At 59.7% G+C, this 15717-nt stretch carries 14 protein-coding genes; 4 read left to right on the top strand and 10 right to left on the bottom strand.

The features are described 5' to 3' along the window. Positions 1-38: 38 nt before the first annotated feature. From ABEA02_RS05795 to ABEA02_RS05780, 4 genes are read right to left on the bottom strand one after another with little or no spacing between them, the layout of a single operon-like run. Entirely contained in the window at positions 39-1058 is a 1020-nt protein-coding gene (locus ABEA02_RS05795) for a bifunctional nicotinamide-nucleotide adenylyltransferase/Nudix hydroxylase (RefSeq protein WP_345531918.1), read from the bottom strand. 16 nt (positions 1059-1074) lie between these two features. Next, the gene (locus ABEA02_RS05790) at positions 1075-2784 is read right to left on the bottom strand and encodes an NAD+ synthase (protein WP_345531917.1); all 1710 of its coding nucleotides are present in this window, start codon (positions 2782-2784) and stop codon (positions 1075-1077) included. A 13-nt stretch (positions 2785-2797) separates the two neighbouring features. Continuing rightward, positions 2798-4012, bottom strand: coding sequence for a nicotinate phosphoribosyltransferase (gene pncB / locus ABEA02_RS05785; RefSeq protein WP_345531916.1), 1215 nt, complete (start codon positions 4010-4012; stop codon positions 2798-2800). A 32-nt stretch (positions 4013-4044) separates the two neighbouring features. Then, positions 4045-4902: a cysteine hydrolase family protein gene (locus tag ABEA02_RS05780; protein WP_345531915.1), complete on the bottom strand. Its 858-nt coding sequence runs from the start codon at positions 4900-4902 to the stop codon at positions 4045-4047. Between the two features lie 163 nt (positions 4903-5065). On the opposite strand from ABEA02_RS05780, the gene ABEA02_RS05775 reads away from it, so the two are divergent. Continuing rightward, positions 5066-5746, top strand: coding sequence for an NUDIX hydrolase (locus tag ABEA02_RS05775; protein ID WP_345531914.1), 681 nt, complete (start codon positions 5066-5068; stop codon positions 5744-5746). Positions 5747-5851: 105 nt separating this feature from the next. Here the strand turns inward: ABEA02_RS05775 and ABEA02_RS05770 are convergent, their stop codons facing one another. The 3 genes from ABEA02_RS05770 to ABEA02_RS05760 form a co-directional block, all read right to left on the bottom strand. After that, complete coding sequence (locus ABEA02_RS05770; protein WP_345531913.1) at positions 5852-6718, bottom strand: hypothetical protein; 867 nt, start codon at positions 6716-6718, stop codon at positions 5852-5854. A 125-nt stretch (positions 6719-6843) separates the two neighbouring features. Further along, positions 6844-7695, bottom strand: coding sequence for a class I SAM-dependent methyltransferase (locus tag ABEA02_RS05765; protein WP_345531911.1), 852 nt, complete (start codon positions 7693-7695; stop codon positions 6844-6846). Between the two features lie 100 nt (positions 7696-7795). Then, positions 7796-8410, bottom strand: a complete 615-nt coding sequence (locus ABEA02_RS05760; protein ID WP_345531909.1) for a universal stress protein — start codon at positions 8408-8410, stop codon at positions 7796-7798. Positions 8411-8743: 333 nt separating this feature from the next. On the opposite strand from ABEA02_RS05760, the gene ABEA02_RS05755 reads away from it, so the two are divergent. Genes ABEA02_RS05755 through ABEA02_RS05745 form a run of 3 tightly spaced genes read left to right on the top strand, consistent with a single transcriptional unit; the run spans position 8744 to position 11590 of the window. Beyond that, positions 8744-10321 carry an ATP-binding protein gene (locus ABEA02_RS05755; protein WP_345531908.1) on the top strand — a complete coding sequence of 526 codons (1578 nt, stop codon included), beginning with the start codon at positions 8744-8746 and terminating at the stop codon, positions 10319-10321. Next, on the top strand, positions 10308-10928 hold the full coding sequence (locus ABEA02_RS05750) for a response regulator transcription factor (RefSeq protein WP_345531907.1): 621 nt from the start codon (positions 10308-10310) through the stop codon (positions 10926-10928). Before ABEA02_RS05755 ends, ABEA02_RS05750 begins: the two co-directional genes overlap by 14 nt. 59 nt (positions 10929-10987) lie before the next feature. After that, positions 10988-11590, top strand: coding sequence for a histidine phosphatase family protein (locus ABEA02_RS05745; protein ID WP_345531906.1), 603 nt, complete (start codon positions 10988-10990; stop codon positions 11588-11590). A 29-nt stretch (positions 11591-11619) separates the two neighbouring features. On the opposite strand, the gene truB is transcribed toward ABEA02_RS05745, so the two are convergent. From truB to infB, 3 genes are all read right to left on the bottom strand, one after another. Then, positions 11620-12549 (bottom strand): tRNA pseudouridine(55) synthase TruB, encoded by a 930-nt coding sequence (gene truB / locus ABEA02_RS05740; RefSeq protein WP_345531905.1) that lies wholly within the window; start codon positions 12547-12549, stop codon positions 11620-11622. Then, complete coding sequence (gene rbfA / locus ABEA02_RS05735; protein WP_345531904.1) at positions 12546-12950, bottom strand: 30S ribosome-binding factor RbfA; 405 nt, start codon at positions 12948-12950, stop codon at positions 12546-12548. Before rbfA ends, truB begins: the two co-directional genes overlap by 4 nt. Before the next feature lie 77 nt (positions 12951-13027). Continuing rightward, positions 13028-15712 (bottom strand): translation initiation factor IF-2, encoded by a 2685-nt coding sequence (gene infB, locus ABEA02_RS05730; protein ID WP_345531903.1) that lies wholly within the window; start codon positions 15710-15712, stop codon positions 13028-13030. Between the last annotated feature and the right edge of the window lie 5 nt (positions 15713-15717).

Here is a 15717-nt window from a genome sequence, read left to right as displayed (position 1 = left end):
TTTCTTGTTTTTGTTTGTGTCATGGCGAGAGAAGCCAGCTAGTTCGTCAATGCAAGAAAGTGATTGAGGATGTTGAAGTGATCCTCGAAAAAGCGATCCTCCATCCCCTTCAGCTCTGCAATGGGCGTCCAGCGCGCTTCCGCTGCATCGTCTGCACCGGCCACCTCTGGCAACTTGCCCTGTCGTAGATCGAAATGGTGCGCATGTGTGATGGTGCGCCCGCGCAGACTGCGGTCCGGGTGGTCGAACACGGCAGCGGAGCGGAATGCCCCCTCCAGCGTCGTCTCCAGCAAAGCCAATCCGGTCTCCTCACGTAGCTCACGGATGGCGCCCTGCATCACGCGCTCTCGTGATTCAAGAAAGCCGCCAGGCAGAGCCCACAAGTCCTTGCCCGGCGCGAAACCGCGCTTGACGAGCAAGACGTGATCTGCGGCGGTGACCACAGCATCGACCGTGATGAAGGGGCCCGTACCCCACTTCTTTTTCTTGCTTTCGATGGAGAGGTGTTCTGCCTGCATGTTGGCAAAGTGCGGCAAGCGCGCCCAGCCTTTCAGGTAGTGCACGACGCTGATCGGTAGCAAACCTTCGAGCAAGACCCTTGTGACGGCAGCGTCCTCGCCTTCGAAGTAGATCTGGCGCACGCTGGTCGCATCGAAGTCGCCCTGCTGTGGCATGCCGATGAATTCCCAGTCAGGAAAGCGGTTGAGGTACTGACTCGACGCATCCTTGAGGTAGCCCACGAGTGCAACACGCTGGCCCGGCTGTGTCATGCCTTCAATTGCTGACAGCACCGCCATGCTCCAGCGCGCATCGTCGTAGTAATCGCGCATCGGCACGAAACTCACGCGCGACTTCAATTCATCGTCGAGCACGGTGCCGATCATCGCGGCTCGCTCTTCCCAGGTGAAGGGATTCTTGGCATTGCGTGCTTGCAGTGACGAACCCAAGACAACAATGACACGCGGCGCAGTGGCTAGCGCCTTTTCAAGCAGGGCGGCGTGGCCCTTGTGGAATGGCTGGAAGCGACCAATCAGTACTGCCACATCGTGAGAGCTCATATCTCCGTCCCCGTTTTCAGAATTCGTATCTCGCTGCAATGGGCATCTGGCGGCCACTACCGAATGCCCGGCCACGCAAGCGCAGTATGGGTGGTGCCTGACGACGCTTGTATTCGTTGCGCGCGATCATCTGGCGAATGCGACGCACCAGCGCCTTGCCATCATCGCTGGCGGTCAGCTGTGCGTACTCCTGCCTCACCTGCTCACGCTCACCTATCCCGAGACGCTCCCCTTCGATGAGCTGCTTGAGGATGGTGTCGAGCACGGGATACGGCGGCAGGCTGTCGGTGTCCCTCTGCCCCGGCGCCAATTCAGCGGAAGGCTCCTTCTCGATGATGGCGACCGGCACGATTTCCCTGCCCGCACTGGCATTGAGATGTCGGCACAGTTCGAAGACTTCGGTCTTGTACAAATCGCCGATGAGCCCCAGCCCACCGTTTGTATCGCCATAGAGCGTGCAGTAGCCCACAGAGATTTCGCTCTTGTTGCCGGTCGTGAGCAGCAGATGACCGAAGGCGTTCGAGTACTCCATCAAGATCGTGCCGCGCACACGTGCCTGCAGATTTTCCAGCGGCAGCCCCTGCAGCGGCGTATCGAATGCCGCAGAGAAGCCGCGGCTGTACTGCTCCACCAGATCCCGGATCGGATGCTCGATCAGCTGGATGCCCAGATTGCGGCACAGGGCGACGGAATCGCTCACGCTGCCCTCCGTCGAGAATTTCGAAGGCATGGTGATGCCGACGACGTTCTCGGCGCCCAGCGCTTCCACAGCCAATGCCATCGTGAGTGCGCTATCGATACCGCCAGAGGAGCCGATCACCGCCTTGCGGAAACCGCAGCGGCGCGCATAGTCGCGCAAGCCCAGAACGATCTGGCGGCGATAGAACTCCATGACCGGCAGCCCTTCCGCGGACACGGGCTGCAACCTCTGACCGGACAGGTCACGAAAAACACCCGCTTCGAACTGCAGCGTCACGACGTCCTCGCAAAAACGCTGTGCCTCGAACACCACACCCTCTTCCGGGCTCACCGCGAATGACGCGCCGTCAAACACCAGCTGATCATGTCCGCCGACCTGATTCACATACACCAATGGAAGTTTGTGCCGGCGACTCGACGCCGCAAACAGGGCATGGCGCTGCTCGCGCTTGCCGATGTTGGACGGACTTGCGTTGATCGACACAACCACGTCAGGCGCCGCATCAGCCAGGCGGCTGAAGGGATTCACGAGGTAGTCCGTCCCGCTGTCGTTCCAGCCGTCCTCGCAGATCAGGAAGCCGATCTGCGCGTCGCCGATGCGCAGCACCTTGGCCACGTCTGGACCGGGCTCGAAGTGACGACGCTCGTCGAAGATGTCGTAGGTCGGCAACAGCTGCTTCGCGTAGCGCAAGACGATTTCGCCATTGCAGACGACCAGCAGGCTGTTGTGCAGAGGCTTGCCCGGCCCTTCGCGACGCGTCGGTGAGCCGACAACCCAGTACAGGTCAGGCGTATCCCGCGTCGCCAGCATCAGCTGAGACAAGCCGCTCTCGACGCGGTCTATGAAGCCAGCGTCGTCCAGCAGGTCGCCAGGGTGATAGCCGGTCAGTGACAGTTCAGGGAAGACGACGAGCCTTGCACCATCGGACTGTGCCTGGCGCGCAGCGCCCTGCATGAGGGTGAGATTGCCGGCCACATCGCCGGCAGTGGGATTGATTTGTGCGAGGGTGATCCGGATTGCGGTCATTGTCTGATCTTGTTCAGGCTGATTTCACGGGGTGACGAAAGACCTGGCGCAGATAGGCGAGGAAGGTTTCGTCCTCGCACAACGTCTTGCCCGGCGTATCCGACAACTTGGCTACGGGTTGCCCGTTGCACGACATGATCTTCATCACGATATTGAGCGCCTTGTGCGGCGTGTCGTTGGACAAGTCAGTGCCAATGCCGAAGCTGGTCGGGATACGTCCTGCGAAGTGACGGTACAAACCAGCGGCGCGCGGTATATCGAGCCCGTCCGAAAACACGAGCCGCTTGGTGCGTGGGTCGATGCGCAGCTTCTTGTAGTGCACCAGCGCTTTCTCACCCCACTCGGCAGGATCGCCCGAGTCATGACGCAAGCCGTCAAACAGCTTGGCAAAGTACAGATCGAAATCGTCGAGAAAGGCGTCCATCCCCACTACGTCGGTCAGTGCAGTACCCAGATCGCCTCGGTACTCCTGCACCCACCCCTCCAGTGCTGCTTTCTGGAAGTCACGCAAACGGAAACCGAAAGCCTGGTAGGCCTGCAGGTACTCGTGCGCCATCGTTCCGATAGGTGTCAAACCGTAGCGCTTGGCAAAGAGCACATTCGAAGTGCCGCGAAAGTGCTCCGGCACCTCCTCTGCAAAAGTACGTACGACCTCTTCATGCCACTCACCCGAGTAGCGACGACGCAAACCGAAGTCGAAGAAGATGAACGGAAACTCGGCATCCTGCGTCAGCGCCGCCTTGTGCTCTTTGAGATAGGCAATTTTTCCGCGCAGGCGCTCACGTGCCACCTGCTGTACCTCGGTGCCCGAAGGTAGACGCCGGAAATAAAGCTCGTTGACGATGTAGAGCACGAAGATCTCGAACCCCATCACATGCACCAGCGGGCCCTTTGCCTTGATGACCAGCCTGTCACCATCGGCACGCACCTCAATGAAGCGACGCTGGAAGCGAAAGACAGAGAGAAAATCCACGAAGTCGCTCTTCATGAAACGCAGGCTGCGCAGGTAGTCGAGTTCGTCCTGGGCAAAGGTCAATGAACAGAGTCGCTCCAGCTCTTCCTCAACTTCTTCCTTGAGCAGAGCAAGCGGGAATGCGGTCGTATTGCGACACACGAACGCATACTCGGCCTGGGCACCAGGGTGACTGTGCAGCAAAGCCTGCCACATGGTGAATTTGTAAAGATCGTTCTCCAGCAGACTGCGAACAACCGGCTCCCTGTTTGCCATGCTTATCTCCAATACCTTGTCTTGATTCCTGATCAGGCTGCATTCAGCTCTGCGATCACTTCGGCCGACGTCGCAAGACGCGCTCCCCTGCCCCGCATGTCATCGAGGAAGGCATCGTACTGCGACTCGAAGCCCGGCACGGCACTCATGCAATCGGTGACGATCAGCAGCTTGCCCACTTCTGCCGATCCAAAATTCTCGACGATGTGCTCAGTCGTGGCCTTGACACAGTGGCTAGCCGCTTCGCCGGTAATGTAGATGCGATCCGCTTGCTTCAGCCGCGCCAGAAATCCGGCGTTGAGTTGCGTATCGGCATCGTCCGGATCCGGCACTTCGGCCTTGATGGCGCTGTAGTGCTCGGTCCAGGGGTTCGTGCCCTTCACAACCTTGCTGACGATTCCCAGTCGGGCCTCTTCCCAGGCGTTGTAGGCCATCCGCACATCGTCATGAACGTTGTGGCCCCAGGTGCCGATTTCACAATGCACCGGCCACACCATGTGGGTGTAACGCCCAGCCTTCTCCAACGCGTCGAGATAGTCCAGCACACGCGGCAATGCGTCGGCCTGCTTCGGAACGTATGTGCCCGCACGAACATCACTCGCCGCAATGGCGGTAAAAGGCGACACTGGCGAGCCGTCACCACCCATCCAGAAGGTCGGATGAGCGATATCCAGGTGCTGGTGAGAGTCCAGTGTCACGGAAATGTCGGTGAGCGCAGCACCGGCCTGCCGAATCAGTGCCGCGACACGCAGCATGTCAGCATGTGCGCCGGCAACGGGCAGCGCTGGCCGGGTCTTGTCTCCGGCACGATCAGGGCAGTAATTATCGGGCAGATCACAGAAATCGTTTTGCGGATCGATGATCACGAGATGGTTCTTGATCTTGTTCATGGCTTCCTCTTCGATTCGAGAGCAAGGACAGCTCGTCCTTGGTTGTTAGTATATGTTTGCATCTAACATTGTGTTAGATGTTTTTATATACAGCAATTAGCAGGATCTACTTCGTTGAGATAGCATACTAACAGTCCGTCCCCGCCATCCGCCCTGACCACGCATGCCCGCCATTATCTGCACTGTCGATGTCGTTCTGCTGACCCTGGAAGGCAACGCTTTGAAAGTGGCGCTTTTCCAGCGCGACAAGGAACCCTTCAAGAACACACTGGCGCTACCCGGCGGGTTCATCCACGAACAGGAAGACCAGGACGCGCAAGACGCTGCAGCGCGCATGTTGCGGGATAAAACTGGCATCGCCAGCCCCTATCTTGAGCAACTCGCCTGCTTCTCAGGTCGGGGACGGGATCCGCGCGGCTGGTCGGTATCAATCGCTTACTACGCCCTGGTTCCGGCGATAGCGCTGACCGGTATCGGTGCGAGCGGCGGCATCCTGACACCGGTAGAACGTGTGAAGGGACTACCCTTTGACCATGCCGATATCGTACGCATGGCTGTCGAGCGGGTGAGGGCAAAGAGCACGTATTCGTCCCTGCCCGTTCATCTTTGTGGTGAGCAATTCACCCTGCCGCAGTTGCAAGCGGTATACGAGACGATCCTTGGCGAGCCCATCAACAAGGTCAGCTTTCGCCGCAAGATGGAGGAGCTCGACATTCTGGAGCCGATTGCCGGCGCCATGGAAAGTGGCAAGGCCCATCGCCCCGCCCAGCTCTACCAGCTCAAGCGGCAGTTCTTGAGGCAGCTCTCATTGACAGATCGCGGCTTGAACTCAGGCAGCACCTGAATGCCTGCCTGACAACCCCGAAAAAGAAGGAGACCGAAGTCTCCTTTCAAGACCTCGCTCACTGAAAACAGGAACAAGGCAGCAGACGATGCGCGACCTGCGCGCTTAGAACCGGAGCAAGGGACGCTGCGCCATGACTGGAGCCTGCCATCCAGTGAGCGCTCCCTGGTAGGCGGTGGCGGACTGGCCATCGCAACGACGGATGATCCAGAAGTTGCCGGTATCGCGATGAATGCGCGCCTGATAATCGCAGGCGCTGAGGACGCCGCTGCCGCGCGGAATGAGATAGGAATCGGTGCGCCACACCCCCCTGTCCATACTGTGCTGTGGCGAGACGCGCTGCAGCGTGAATTGTTGTAGCAAGTCTTGTTCGATGACCATATCGAGAATGTGGTCCTGCTCCAGCAAAGGCAGCAGCGCGGCGATGCTGTCTGGCATGCGTTGCTGGCTCTTGAGTGCCGAACCGGGCTCCCAACTGGCTTCAAGGCTGGCGCGTGTCGTGGCCAACGCGGACGATGCGTCGAGCACCGTGACACTGAGACGGTAGTAGCCGGGCTGAAGCTCCACAGCGCCCATGCGCAGAACGATGTGATTCTTGTCACCGGATGTCGCGCGCCAGGGTTTGACTGTCTGGTCCGTCAAGCTATGTTCGCCCGCAGCATCCACCGCGTCGATGCGGAACCGCAAGCTGATCATCGAGGGCTTCGATGCAGGCACCGAGGCCGCGCGCATAACCGGCATGTGCCGGCCCAACGCAGGAATTGCCTCATGCGCAGCACTATATGCCGCCGTGCCGGGACTGATGCTGATGCGAAGACTGAAATTGCAGACTCGGAGAGACACGACGAACAACGCCCGCTCAAGTGCTGCACCGGCTTCGAACCTCTCGAACACCTGCGCGCGCAGCGGCTTGGACTCCGGCGGGCTGAGCCACAGACTGACGGCAAGCAGCGCCATGATCTGCAGGCCCATCCAGAAAAAGATCGTTAGCGAGAACCCGCGCGAAGTATTCAATGCTGCGGCGATTGAAGCTTTTGCGGATCGTGTCAGACGCAAAAGTCGGCGTGAAAGACTGGGCATGCGTAGCGCCACTCCGCTCAGGCTGTCGCCGTAACGAGCAGGCGTCGCCCGAATACTGATTGACGTGACCCGGCCTGGCGCCAGAAGGCACGCTGCACCGGCGACGTCGCGCGACGATACTTGTGACGACAATAGAGTGCCTGTGGCAAACCGAACAGCCACTCGAAGAGATGTTTGGGCTTTCGCTCAGGCATGCCGTGCAGGCGGATATTTCTGAAACCCGCGAGATGCAGGTACAGGTATAGCTGCGGGAATGACCACGGCATGATATGCATGTGATCACCACTCTGCACGCGCCCGACCAGGCACGGAAAGCTGGGAAAGAAGCCACGCAACAGGTACTGCAGGCGTGCAGCGGGATGCCAGGTATTGGGGGTGCTGACGACGAGCATGCCACCCGGCACCAGATGACGACGGGCGGTGCGGAGGAACAGCTCGGGGTTGCCGAAATGCTCAATGCCTTCGCAACTGACGATGGCCTCATAGCGGCCCAAGGACTCGGGCAGGCCGTCATCGAGATTGTGACGCGTGAAACTGCGATAGCCCGCAGGTCGCTCGGCATACAGGTCGATGCCGTCGAGGACGCAACAGTCGTCCAGCTCCGGTCTCAGCCACCCCTCTCCGCTCGGCACGTCAAGCACGTTACGCGGCGAGAGCTCACGTAAAAGATTTGCCACCACGGGTTGATAGCTACGCTTCCAGGGCGCGTCCTTGCGCCGTGCCAATTGCTCTCGCGGTCGGACCAGCTGCTCCCACTGCTGGATGCGACCAAGAACAGCGTTCATGGTGATGCTGAACACTTCGGTCTCCTCGTCATGTACGTACGCCTGGAGGCGTATCTGTTTAATTGAAGCGATACGGCTCGTCATGCAATCCATTCAGCAGGCACGATGGCCGCAACGACACTCTTGCGTACCGGGCCGACATCACCCGGTACGCCGGTGCCTTTTGTTGCTACCTCTCTCCAGTTCATGAGCGCTCCAGGGCCGCGACAGCATTGCGTGAGCAGCGAGGGAAAGACCAGTTGCGCAGTGAGACCAACCAGCGCGGAAAGGGGGACACCCGCGCGGTGGGGATGGACGCCTCGTCGCCGTCATCGAGCTTCGGCGCGTACCCCGCTTCAGGCGAGGCGGGGCTGGCTGGTCCGGGGCCGGCAGCGCCGGTACTCTCGATGAGGATCACAGGGATACTGCGTTGCGCGCGCAGCAGACGATCCAGGCAACCACTGGACATGGCGCCAAGAATGAATGCAGGCTTTGCCGCAGACACCACGATCTCCTGGCAGTTGAGCTGCTCAGCGACGTCGAGGATGGTGAACACCCGTTCACCACTGCGGATCAGCAGGCAACACGGGACGTCAGCGGCCAGCACGCGCGCAACTGCGGCCTGCAAGGTGATGCTGGAAAGGTCGCAAGCATTCACCGCGATCGAGCTACCGGAGCTCGCCAGCGCCCCGGAGGTTTCCGGCTCGATGCTCAACAAGGTGATGCGGACGGTGATGTGGCGTTCGGCCAGCAAGCGGGCGTAGCGCACTGCGCTGTCGACCTCTTCCAGCGATGCGATAGGTACGAGCAGGTGGCGCATGGGTATGAGGCAGCTCCCCCGAGCAGCTGACTCACGACCATTGACTGCGTCGATGGAGGCTTCAATACGGAGGGTCTGTATCGGATCGGTCATCACAGGGCCTGTTGGAATGCGGCGCGGCGGCTAGCTCAACGCTGCACTGATCCTACGGAAGACAGGCCGACTGCAAAATTCGCGGCCTCCCTTAAGTTGGTCCCAGCCACCACTTCAGCCGGTGTTCGAACACAAGTCATTGATCGCAGGGCTGTTTGCCGATCCGACGAACAGAACTAAGCACCTCCCGTACGTGCGTTCCGGGTTGGCAGCCAGACAGACATCCCGCACCATTCGCTCATGCACGCATTTTCCCGCCGCCACCTGCCGTCGCTGCTCTTTGTCGCAACCTATGTTGCGCTGGATCGCCTGAGCTATATCGAACCGCTGTTCGGCCTCAACATCACCCCCTGGAATCCGGCACCTGCGCTGGGCATCGTGTTCTGGCTGCATCGCGGCGGCAGCATCGCCCCCTTCTGGTTCCTGGCGCTGATGCTCAGCGAGTGGGTGACACGCGGGCTACCGGAAGGCTGGATCGTGACTATCGCTTTGTCATGCTGGCTGGTTGCCGGCTACGGCGCGATGGGAACGGCTCTGCGACGTTTCTGCAACATTGCTCTGTTCAATAACCGGCGTGACTTGCTGGTATGGCTGGGCGTCATCGTCGTTGGTTCGACATTCAACAGCCTTGGCTATCTGCTGTTTCTTGACCTGACCGGCTTGATTCCGGACGGAGAATGGCTGTCGGCTCTCGCCAAATTCCTTGTCGGCGATCTGGTCGGTCTGATTGTTGCGATGCCCATCATCTGGACACTGTCAAGTCGGGAGGGCCGCCAACGCATACGCGACACACTGCTGCAATGGGAAGCATTGGGGTACGGCTTGCTGTCGGTGCTGATGCTGATTCTGGTTTTCCTGCCGCCGTTTCACCCCAAATCCAGTCACTTTTACTTCCTGTTCCCGCCGCTGGTGTGGGCTGCTGCGCGGCACGGATTCATCGGCGCTATCAGCGCGGCGACGCTGATGCAGGTTGGCGTGATCATTGGCGCCGAGTGGGGACGCAGCGGCGTGCATTCGGTAATCGAGTTCCAGCTGCTGGACGCAGCACTGGCGCTGGTTGGCTTCTTTCTAGGCATGGTGGTAGATGAACTGCGCCGTGCGGAAGAGGACATGAAACGCTCGCTGCGTCTCGCCGCTGCTGGCGACATGGCCACAGCGCTGGCACACGAGCTGAACCAGCCCATCACCGCAATCGCCGCTTACGGTAAGGCTTGCGAGTATCTGCTCGACAATGGTCAGACAGGCGAACTGCTACAAGATACGATTCGTCGCCTCGCCGCGGAATCGACCCGCGCTGCCGAAGTGGTGCGACGGCTCAAGGAGTTTTTCCGGGCTGGCACGCTGAAGCTGGAGATCGTTGAGGTTGACGAAATGTTGAAGGAAGCCATCGAACCTTTCGAAGCAAAACTGGCAGCGCAAGGAATACAGATGGTGCTTGATGTGCCGGACGCTGCCATCGCACAGATCGACCGCATGCAGATCGGCTTCGTTCTGCGCAATCTGATCGCCAACGCGAGCGATGCCATCTCATCGCAGCAAGGCATACGCGGTTTGATCGAGGTGACAGCGCGGGTGCTGGCCGGTGGCCGGCTACGCATCACCGTACGTGACAACGGGCCGGGGGTATCGGCCTCCATTGCAGGCAAACTCTTCGAGCCTTTCGTATCATCAAAGTCTAGCGGTCTGGGCCTGGGACTGGTCATCAGTAAGGCCATTGTCGAAACTCATGGCGGCAAACTGTGGGCCGAGATAGGGAAACAAGGCGTATTCACGTTCGAACTGCCATTCACGGAGAAAACCGCGCATGTCACCGCATGAGTTGACTGTTTTCATCGTCGACGACGATCCCTCGGTACGCGACGCACTGAGTCTGCTGCTTGCAGTGCGCGGTTATCGCACAGCGGTTTTTGCCAGCGCAGAAGGCTTTCTGCAGGCCTGGAAATCGAGCTGGACCGGCTGCCTGCTGATCGACCTGCGTATGCCAGGCATGGATGGCTTGGCCTTGCAAACACACCTCAACGAACTGGAGTGCCTGTTACCCATCATTGTCATCACGGGGCACGGTGATGCCAGCGTCGCGCGTCAAGCATTCAAAGCGAATGCCCATGACTTCTTCGAGAAGCCCATTGACGACGAGGCCCTGATTGCAGCTATCAACGAAGCCTTTGCGCGTGAGACCAAGCACCGTAACGCGCTGTCAGAAAGAGCGCGTAGCCAACAGGAACTGGGCAAGCTGACGCCACGCGAACGTGAGGTCATGCAGCACGTAGTGAGTGGCCGGCACAACCGCGAGATTGCTGAGAAGCTCGACATCAGCGTACGAACTGTCGAGGTCCATAAGACGCGTTTGATGAGCAAGCTGGGAATCAGCAATGTAGTGGACCTCGTGAAGATCAGCATGAGCAGTAAGGATCAGGGAGCCTGATATAACAGTCCGATTGCTCGACTCCGCCATCCATTCGCTGACATCCATCTTCAACCACGATGCGCCAGATCACCATAGTCCGCCATGGCCAGACCGCCAGCAACGCGGCAAAACTCCTGCAGGGCCGCCGCGACATTGCGCTAAGTGAACTCGGCTCACTGCAGGCAAACGCGCTGGCAGAAGCCTTGCGCGACAACATATTCGATCAGGTTATCAGTAGTCCCTTGCAACGTGCGCTCTGCACCGCAAATGCGATTGCCCGGAACAGGATCGTGTCCGTAGAGATCGATCAACGCCTGCAGGAACGATCATTCGGACTCTTTGAAGACCAACTCGTGCAGGTCTATCAGGACGCCCTGGCCGCCAGCGGTGAGCTGCGCTGGGTCTATCGCCCGCCCGGTGGAGAAACGATTGGCGACGTCTGGCAACGCTGCGCGAACTTTCTCGCCGACCTGCACGCACGCCCTTTTCGTAGCGTGTTGATCGCCGCACACGAAGGCATCAACCGCGCACTTGCGCTGCAACTCCTGCACCGCCCAGTATCAGAGTGGACGAGCTTCAAGCAGGAGAACTGCTGTATAAACCGTTTCCACTTCGACGAAGATGGTCACCTCAAGGAATACAGTCTGAACGATACCGGCCATCTCGCCACATTGAGGTGACCTTCCACAGACCTCAGCAAACGCTGGCGTCAGGCAACGACATCCGGCCCGCCATGCCACGCGACGAGACGCACTGCACGTAACGTGTCGTCTTCCCGGATCCTGCCGAGACCCATGAAGTGCTGCCCATAGACGCGAACCTCACCGTGTGGGACGCCTCCTTGCTCCATGCGCACCGGATTACCGTGCGAGAAACGCTGCTCCATTTCACCCATAAGCTGCACTACGGGTAAATGCGCCAGCAGACTGTCCGGAGGCAAGAGGCGTGTCTCACGTAGCGGCTCATCGAGCGCTTCCAGCTCGGCAAGGCTGATCGCATGCTCCAGCATCAGGTCGCCGGTTGCAATGCGACGCAAGGCAACAAGATGCGCCCCGCAACCAAGCGTATTGCCGATGTCTTCAGCCAGCGTGCGAATGTAGGTGCCCTTGCTGCACCGAACCCGGATCGTTACATCAGGCAAGGCGACAGATTCCACCTCCAGTTCGAAGATGGTGATGCGGCGCGATTTGCGCTCGATTTCAATACCTTGTCGCGCGTAGTCGTAGAGCGCTTTTCCTTCATGCTTGAGCGCCGAATACATCGGCGGCACCTGCTCGATCTCACCCAGAAAACTCGCGGCGGCAGCACGCACATCGGCTTCGCAGCACGACACATCGCGCTCGACAATCACTTCGCCTTCACGATCCCCCGTCGTGGTCGTACTCCCCAGACGCAAGGTGGCGCGATAGGTTTTGTCTGCATCAAGCAGCATGTGCGAGAACTTGGTCGCTTCGCCGAACAACACCGGCAGCAGGCCTGTTGCCATGGGATCCAGCGTACCCGTGTGGCCTGCTTTGGCCGCAGAGCAGGCACGACGTGCTTTCTGCAAGGCTGTGTTGGAAGTCATACCATCCGGTTTGTCGAGCAGCAGCACACCATGCACCTGCCGCCAGACTTTGCGCGGTCGCTGCTCGTTCATACCGACTTGTCGTCCTCTGCAGCGTTGCCAGCCTCATCATCTGCTGGTGCGGTGTCTTCCATTGCCTTGTCGATGATGGCCGAAAGACGCGTGCCCTCCTCGATGGAGTTATCGTAGTGAAAGTGCAACTCAGGCGTAGTGTGGATGCGCACCCGACGACCGAGTTCACGGCGCAGGAACGCACTGGCACTGCGCAGCCCCCTGATTGCCTCGTCTGCCGCATCCTTACCCTTGAACGAAGAGAAGAAGACCTTGGCATGCGCGTAGTCCGGCGTGATCTCGACGTCGGTGATGGTAATGAAACCAACGCGAGGGTCCTTCACTTCGAGACGGATGAGTTCGGCCAGCTCGCGCTTGATCTGTTCGACAACGCGCGAGCTGCGGGAATAGTCTTTTGGCATGTCAGTGCCCTTTCTGCAGTTCAAAACAACAACGGGCCACACGGCCCGTTGTCATCACATCAAAACGTCGATGCTGCTTACAGCGTACGTGCAACTTCCTGGATTTCGTACACTTCCAGCTGGTCTCCTTCAGCGATGTCGTTGAAGCCCTTGATCGACAGACCGCACTCGAAGTTCGACTTCACTTCCTTCACGTCGTCCTTGAAGCGCTTCAGCGAGTCCAGTTCGCCATCGTGGATGACCACGTTACTGCGCAGAACACGGACACGCGAATTGCGCTTGACGACGCCTTCCAGCACGTAACAACCCGCGATGGTGCCGATCTTCGAGATAACGAAGACCTGACGGATCTCGACCATCCCCGTGACCTGCTCACGCTTCTCAGGCGCCAGCATGCCCGACAGCGCAGCCTTCACCTCATCGACAGCGTCATAGATGATGTTGTAGTAGCGAATGTCGACACCGTAGTTCTCGGCCAGCTTGCGCGCACCGGCATCAGCACGGATGTTGAAACCAACGATGACGGCCTTGGAGGCCTGTGCAAGGTTGACGTCCGACTCGGAAATCGCGCCCACCGCACCGTGGATGACCTGCACGCGAACCTCTTCGTTGGAGAGCTTGGTAAGCGCAGCCACCAAAGCTTCCTGCGAACCCTGCACGTCGGCCTTGACGATGAGGGGCAGCGTCTTGACTTCGCCTTCCTTCATCTGGTCCATCAACGATTCGAGCTTGGCAGCTTGCTGCTTGGCGAGTTTGACGTCGCGGAACTTGCCTTGGCGGAACAGGGCGATTTCGCGCGCACGGCGCTCATCGGCCAATGCCATGACCTCGTCACCGGCAGCGGGGACGTCGGACAAGCCAAGAATCTCGACCGGAATCGAAGGGCCGGCCTCGTTGATGTTCTTGCCATTCTCGTCGAGCATGGCGCGGATTCGACCGAAGGTCGCACCAGCGAGGATCACGTCACCGCGACGCAAGGTCCCGCTCTGCACCAGCATGGTTGCCACCGCACCGCGCCCCTTGTCCAGACGCGCTTCGATGATGAGGCCCTTTGCGGGTGCCTCCTTGGGAGCCGTGAGCTGCAGCACTTCTGCTTGCAACAGGATGCCTTCCAGCAGCTCATCAATCCCCTTGCCGGTCTTGGCCGACACGGGCATGAACATGGCATCGCCACCGTACTCTTCCGGCACAACGCCTTCGGCAACAAGCTCCTGCTTGACGCGCTCGGGGTTGGCTTCGGGTTTGTCGATCTTGTTGACCGCCACAACGATAGGCACGCCTGCGGCCTTCGCGTGGTGGATGGCTTCCTTGGTCTGTGGCATCACACCGTCGTCCGCTGCAACAACCAGCACGACGATGTCGGTTGCCTTGGCACCACGAGCACGCATTGCCGTAAAGGCTTCGTGACCCGGGGTGTCGAGGAAGCTGATCATGCCCTTGGCCGTCTCGACGTGATATGCACCGATGTGCTGCGTAATGCCACCAGCTTCACCTGCAGCCACCTTGGCGCGACGGATGTAGTCAAGCAGCGAGGTCTTGCCGTGGTCGACGTGACCCATGACGGTCACAACCGGAGCACGCGGCTCCAGCGCGAAGTCCTTCTGCTCGTCGCCTTCGTCCAGGAATGCTTCCGGATCATCAAGCTTGGCCGCAATCGCGGTGTGACCCAACTCTTCCACAACGATCATCGCGGTTTCCTGGTCAAGCACCTGGTTGATGGTGACCATCTGGCCCAGCATCATCATCTTCTTGATGACTTCGGTGGCCTTGACCGACATCTTGTGTGCAAGATCGGAAACGGTGATCGTCTCGGGCACGTGCACTTCGCGCACCACCGGCTCAGTCGGGGCGTTGAAGCTCGGTTGCTGATCTTGGTGCTTGTGGCGGCCGCCGCCCTTGGCACCACGCCAGCCCGTACCCGTGCCGGTGTCGCCACGCGTCTTGATCGTGCGACGCTTGTTGGCCTCTTCGACCTTGGCGTTGCGATCTGGCTGAGCGGCCTTCTTGGGCTTTTCGTCCGTCTTGTTGGGTTTGTGCAGTGTGCCGGTCTTGCCTTCTGGCTTGGCTGCTGCAGCGGCCTTCGCTTGCTCCGCCTGTTTGCGTTGCGCTTCTTCCGCAGCACGGCGCGCTTCTTCAGCAAGCTTGCGCGCAGCTTCTCGCTGCTTCTTCTCTTCGAATTCTGCCGCCTGACGAGCAAGCAGCTCGGAGTGACGCCTGTCAGAGAGCTGACGCGCCGTCAGCTTCTCTTCACGTACCGGCTCAGGCGCTGCCGCCACGGGCAACTCCACAACCGGTTCAGGTTCTGGCTCGGGCACTACTTCGGCGACCACCACCGGCTCCGGTTCGGGCGCAGGCGGAGGGGCCACTTCAACGACCGGTTCTGGAATCGGCGCGGGCGCCTCGACAATCGGCTCCGGCGCAGCAACAACCGGTTCCGGTACGGGCTCGGCAGCGAGATCGGACTCGTCGCGCTTGATGAAAACACGCTTCTTGCGAACCTCGACGTTAACGGTGCGGGCCTTCCCGGTCGAATCGACTGCCTTGATCTCGCTGGTCTGCTTGCGCGTCAGCGTGATCTTCGCCTTGGGTTCGGTTTCGCCATGGGAACGGCGCAGATAATCGAGCAGACGCGTCTTGTCCTGCTCGCTGACGCTGTCGCTCGGCGCGCCCTTGCTTACGCCCGCTTTCTGGAACTGCTCAAGCAGCGCAGACGCGGGCATTTTCAGTTCCGTGGCGAAATCCGCCACGCTCATGTCAGCCATCGTAC

The sequence above is a fragment of the Viridibacterium curvum genome, from assembly GCF_039544165.1.
Classification (GTDB): Bacteria; Pseudomonadota; Gammaproteobacteria; order Burkholderiales; family Rhodocyclaceae; genus Viridibacterium; species Viridibacterium curvum.
Note: the sequence above shows the minus strand (reverse complement) of the source record. Positions and strands in the feature narration are given on the sequence as shown.

Bases quoted from the DNA above. Each gene is read 5' to 3' on its own strand.
- ABEA02_RS05755 (WP_345531908.1), top strand. From the start codon at position 8,744: ATGCACGCATTTTCCCGCCGCCACCTGCCGTCGCTGCTCTTTGTCGCA.
- ABEA02_RS05775 (WP_345531914.1), top strand. From the start codon at position 5,066: ATGCCCGCCATTATCTGCACTGTCGATGTCGTTCTGCTGACCCTGGAA.
- ABEA02_RS05750 (WP_345531907.1), top strand. From the start codon at position 10,308: ATGTCACCGCATGAGTTGACTGTTTTCATCGTCGACGACGATCCCTCG.
- ABEA02_RS05765 (WP_345531911.1), bottom strand. From the start codon at position 7,695: ATGACGAGCCGTATCGCTTCAATTAAACAGATACGCCTCCAGGCGTAC.
- ABEA02_RS05795 (WP_345531918.1), bottom strand. From the start codon at position 1,058: ATGAGCTCTCACGATGTGGCAGTACTGATTGGTCGCTTCCAGCCATTC.
- infB (WP_345531903.1), bottom strand. From the start codon at position 15,712: ATGGCTGACATGAGCGTGGCGGATTTCGCCACGGAACTGAAAATGCCC.
- truB (WP_345531905.1), bottom strand. From the start codon at position 12,549: ATGAACGAGCAGCGACCGCGCAAAGTCTGGCGGCAGGTGCATGGTGTG.
- pncB (WP_345531916.1), bottom strand. From the start codon at position 4,012: ATGGCAAACAGGGAGCCGGTTGTTCGCAGTCTGCTGGAGAACGATCTT.
- ABEA02_RS05780 (WP_345531915.1), bottom strand. From the start codon at position 4,902: ATGAACAAGATCAAGAACCATCTCGTGATCATCGATCCGCAAAACGAT.
- ABEA02_RS05745 (WP_345531906.1), top strand. From the start codon at position 10,988: ATGCGCCAGATCACCATAGTCCGCCATGGCCAGACCGCCAGCAACGCG.
- ABEA02_RS05770 (WP_345531913.1), bottom strand. From the start codon at position 6,718: ATGGGCCTGCAGATCATGGCGCTGCTTGCCGTCAGTCTGTGGCTCAGC.
- ABEA02_RS05790 (WP_345531917.1), bottom strand. From the start codon at position 2,784: ATGACCGCAATCCGGATCACCCTCGCACAAATCAATCCCACTGCCGGC.
- rbfA (WP_345531904.1), bottom strand. From the start codon at position 12,950: ATGCCAAAAGACTATTCCCGCAGCTCGCGCGTTGTCGAACAGATCAAG.
- ABEA02_RS05760 (WP_345531909.1), bottom strand. From the start codon at position 8,410: ATGCGCCACCTGCTCGTACCTATCGCATCGCTGGAAGAGGTCGACAGC.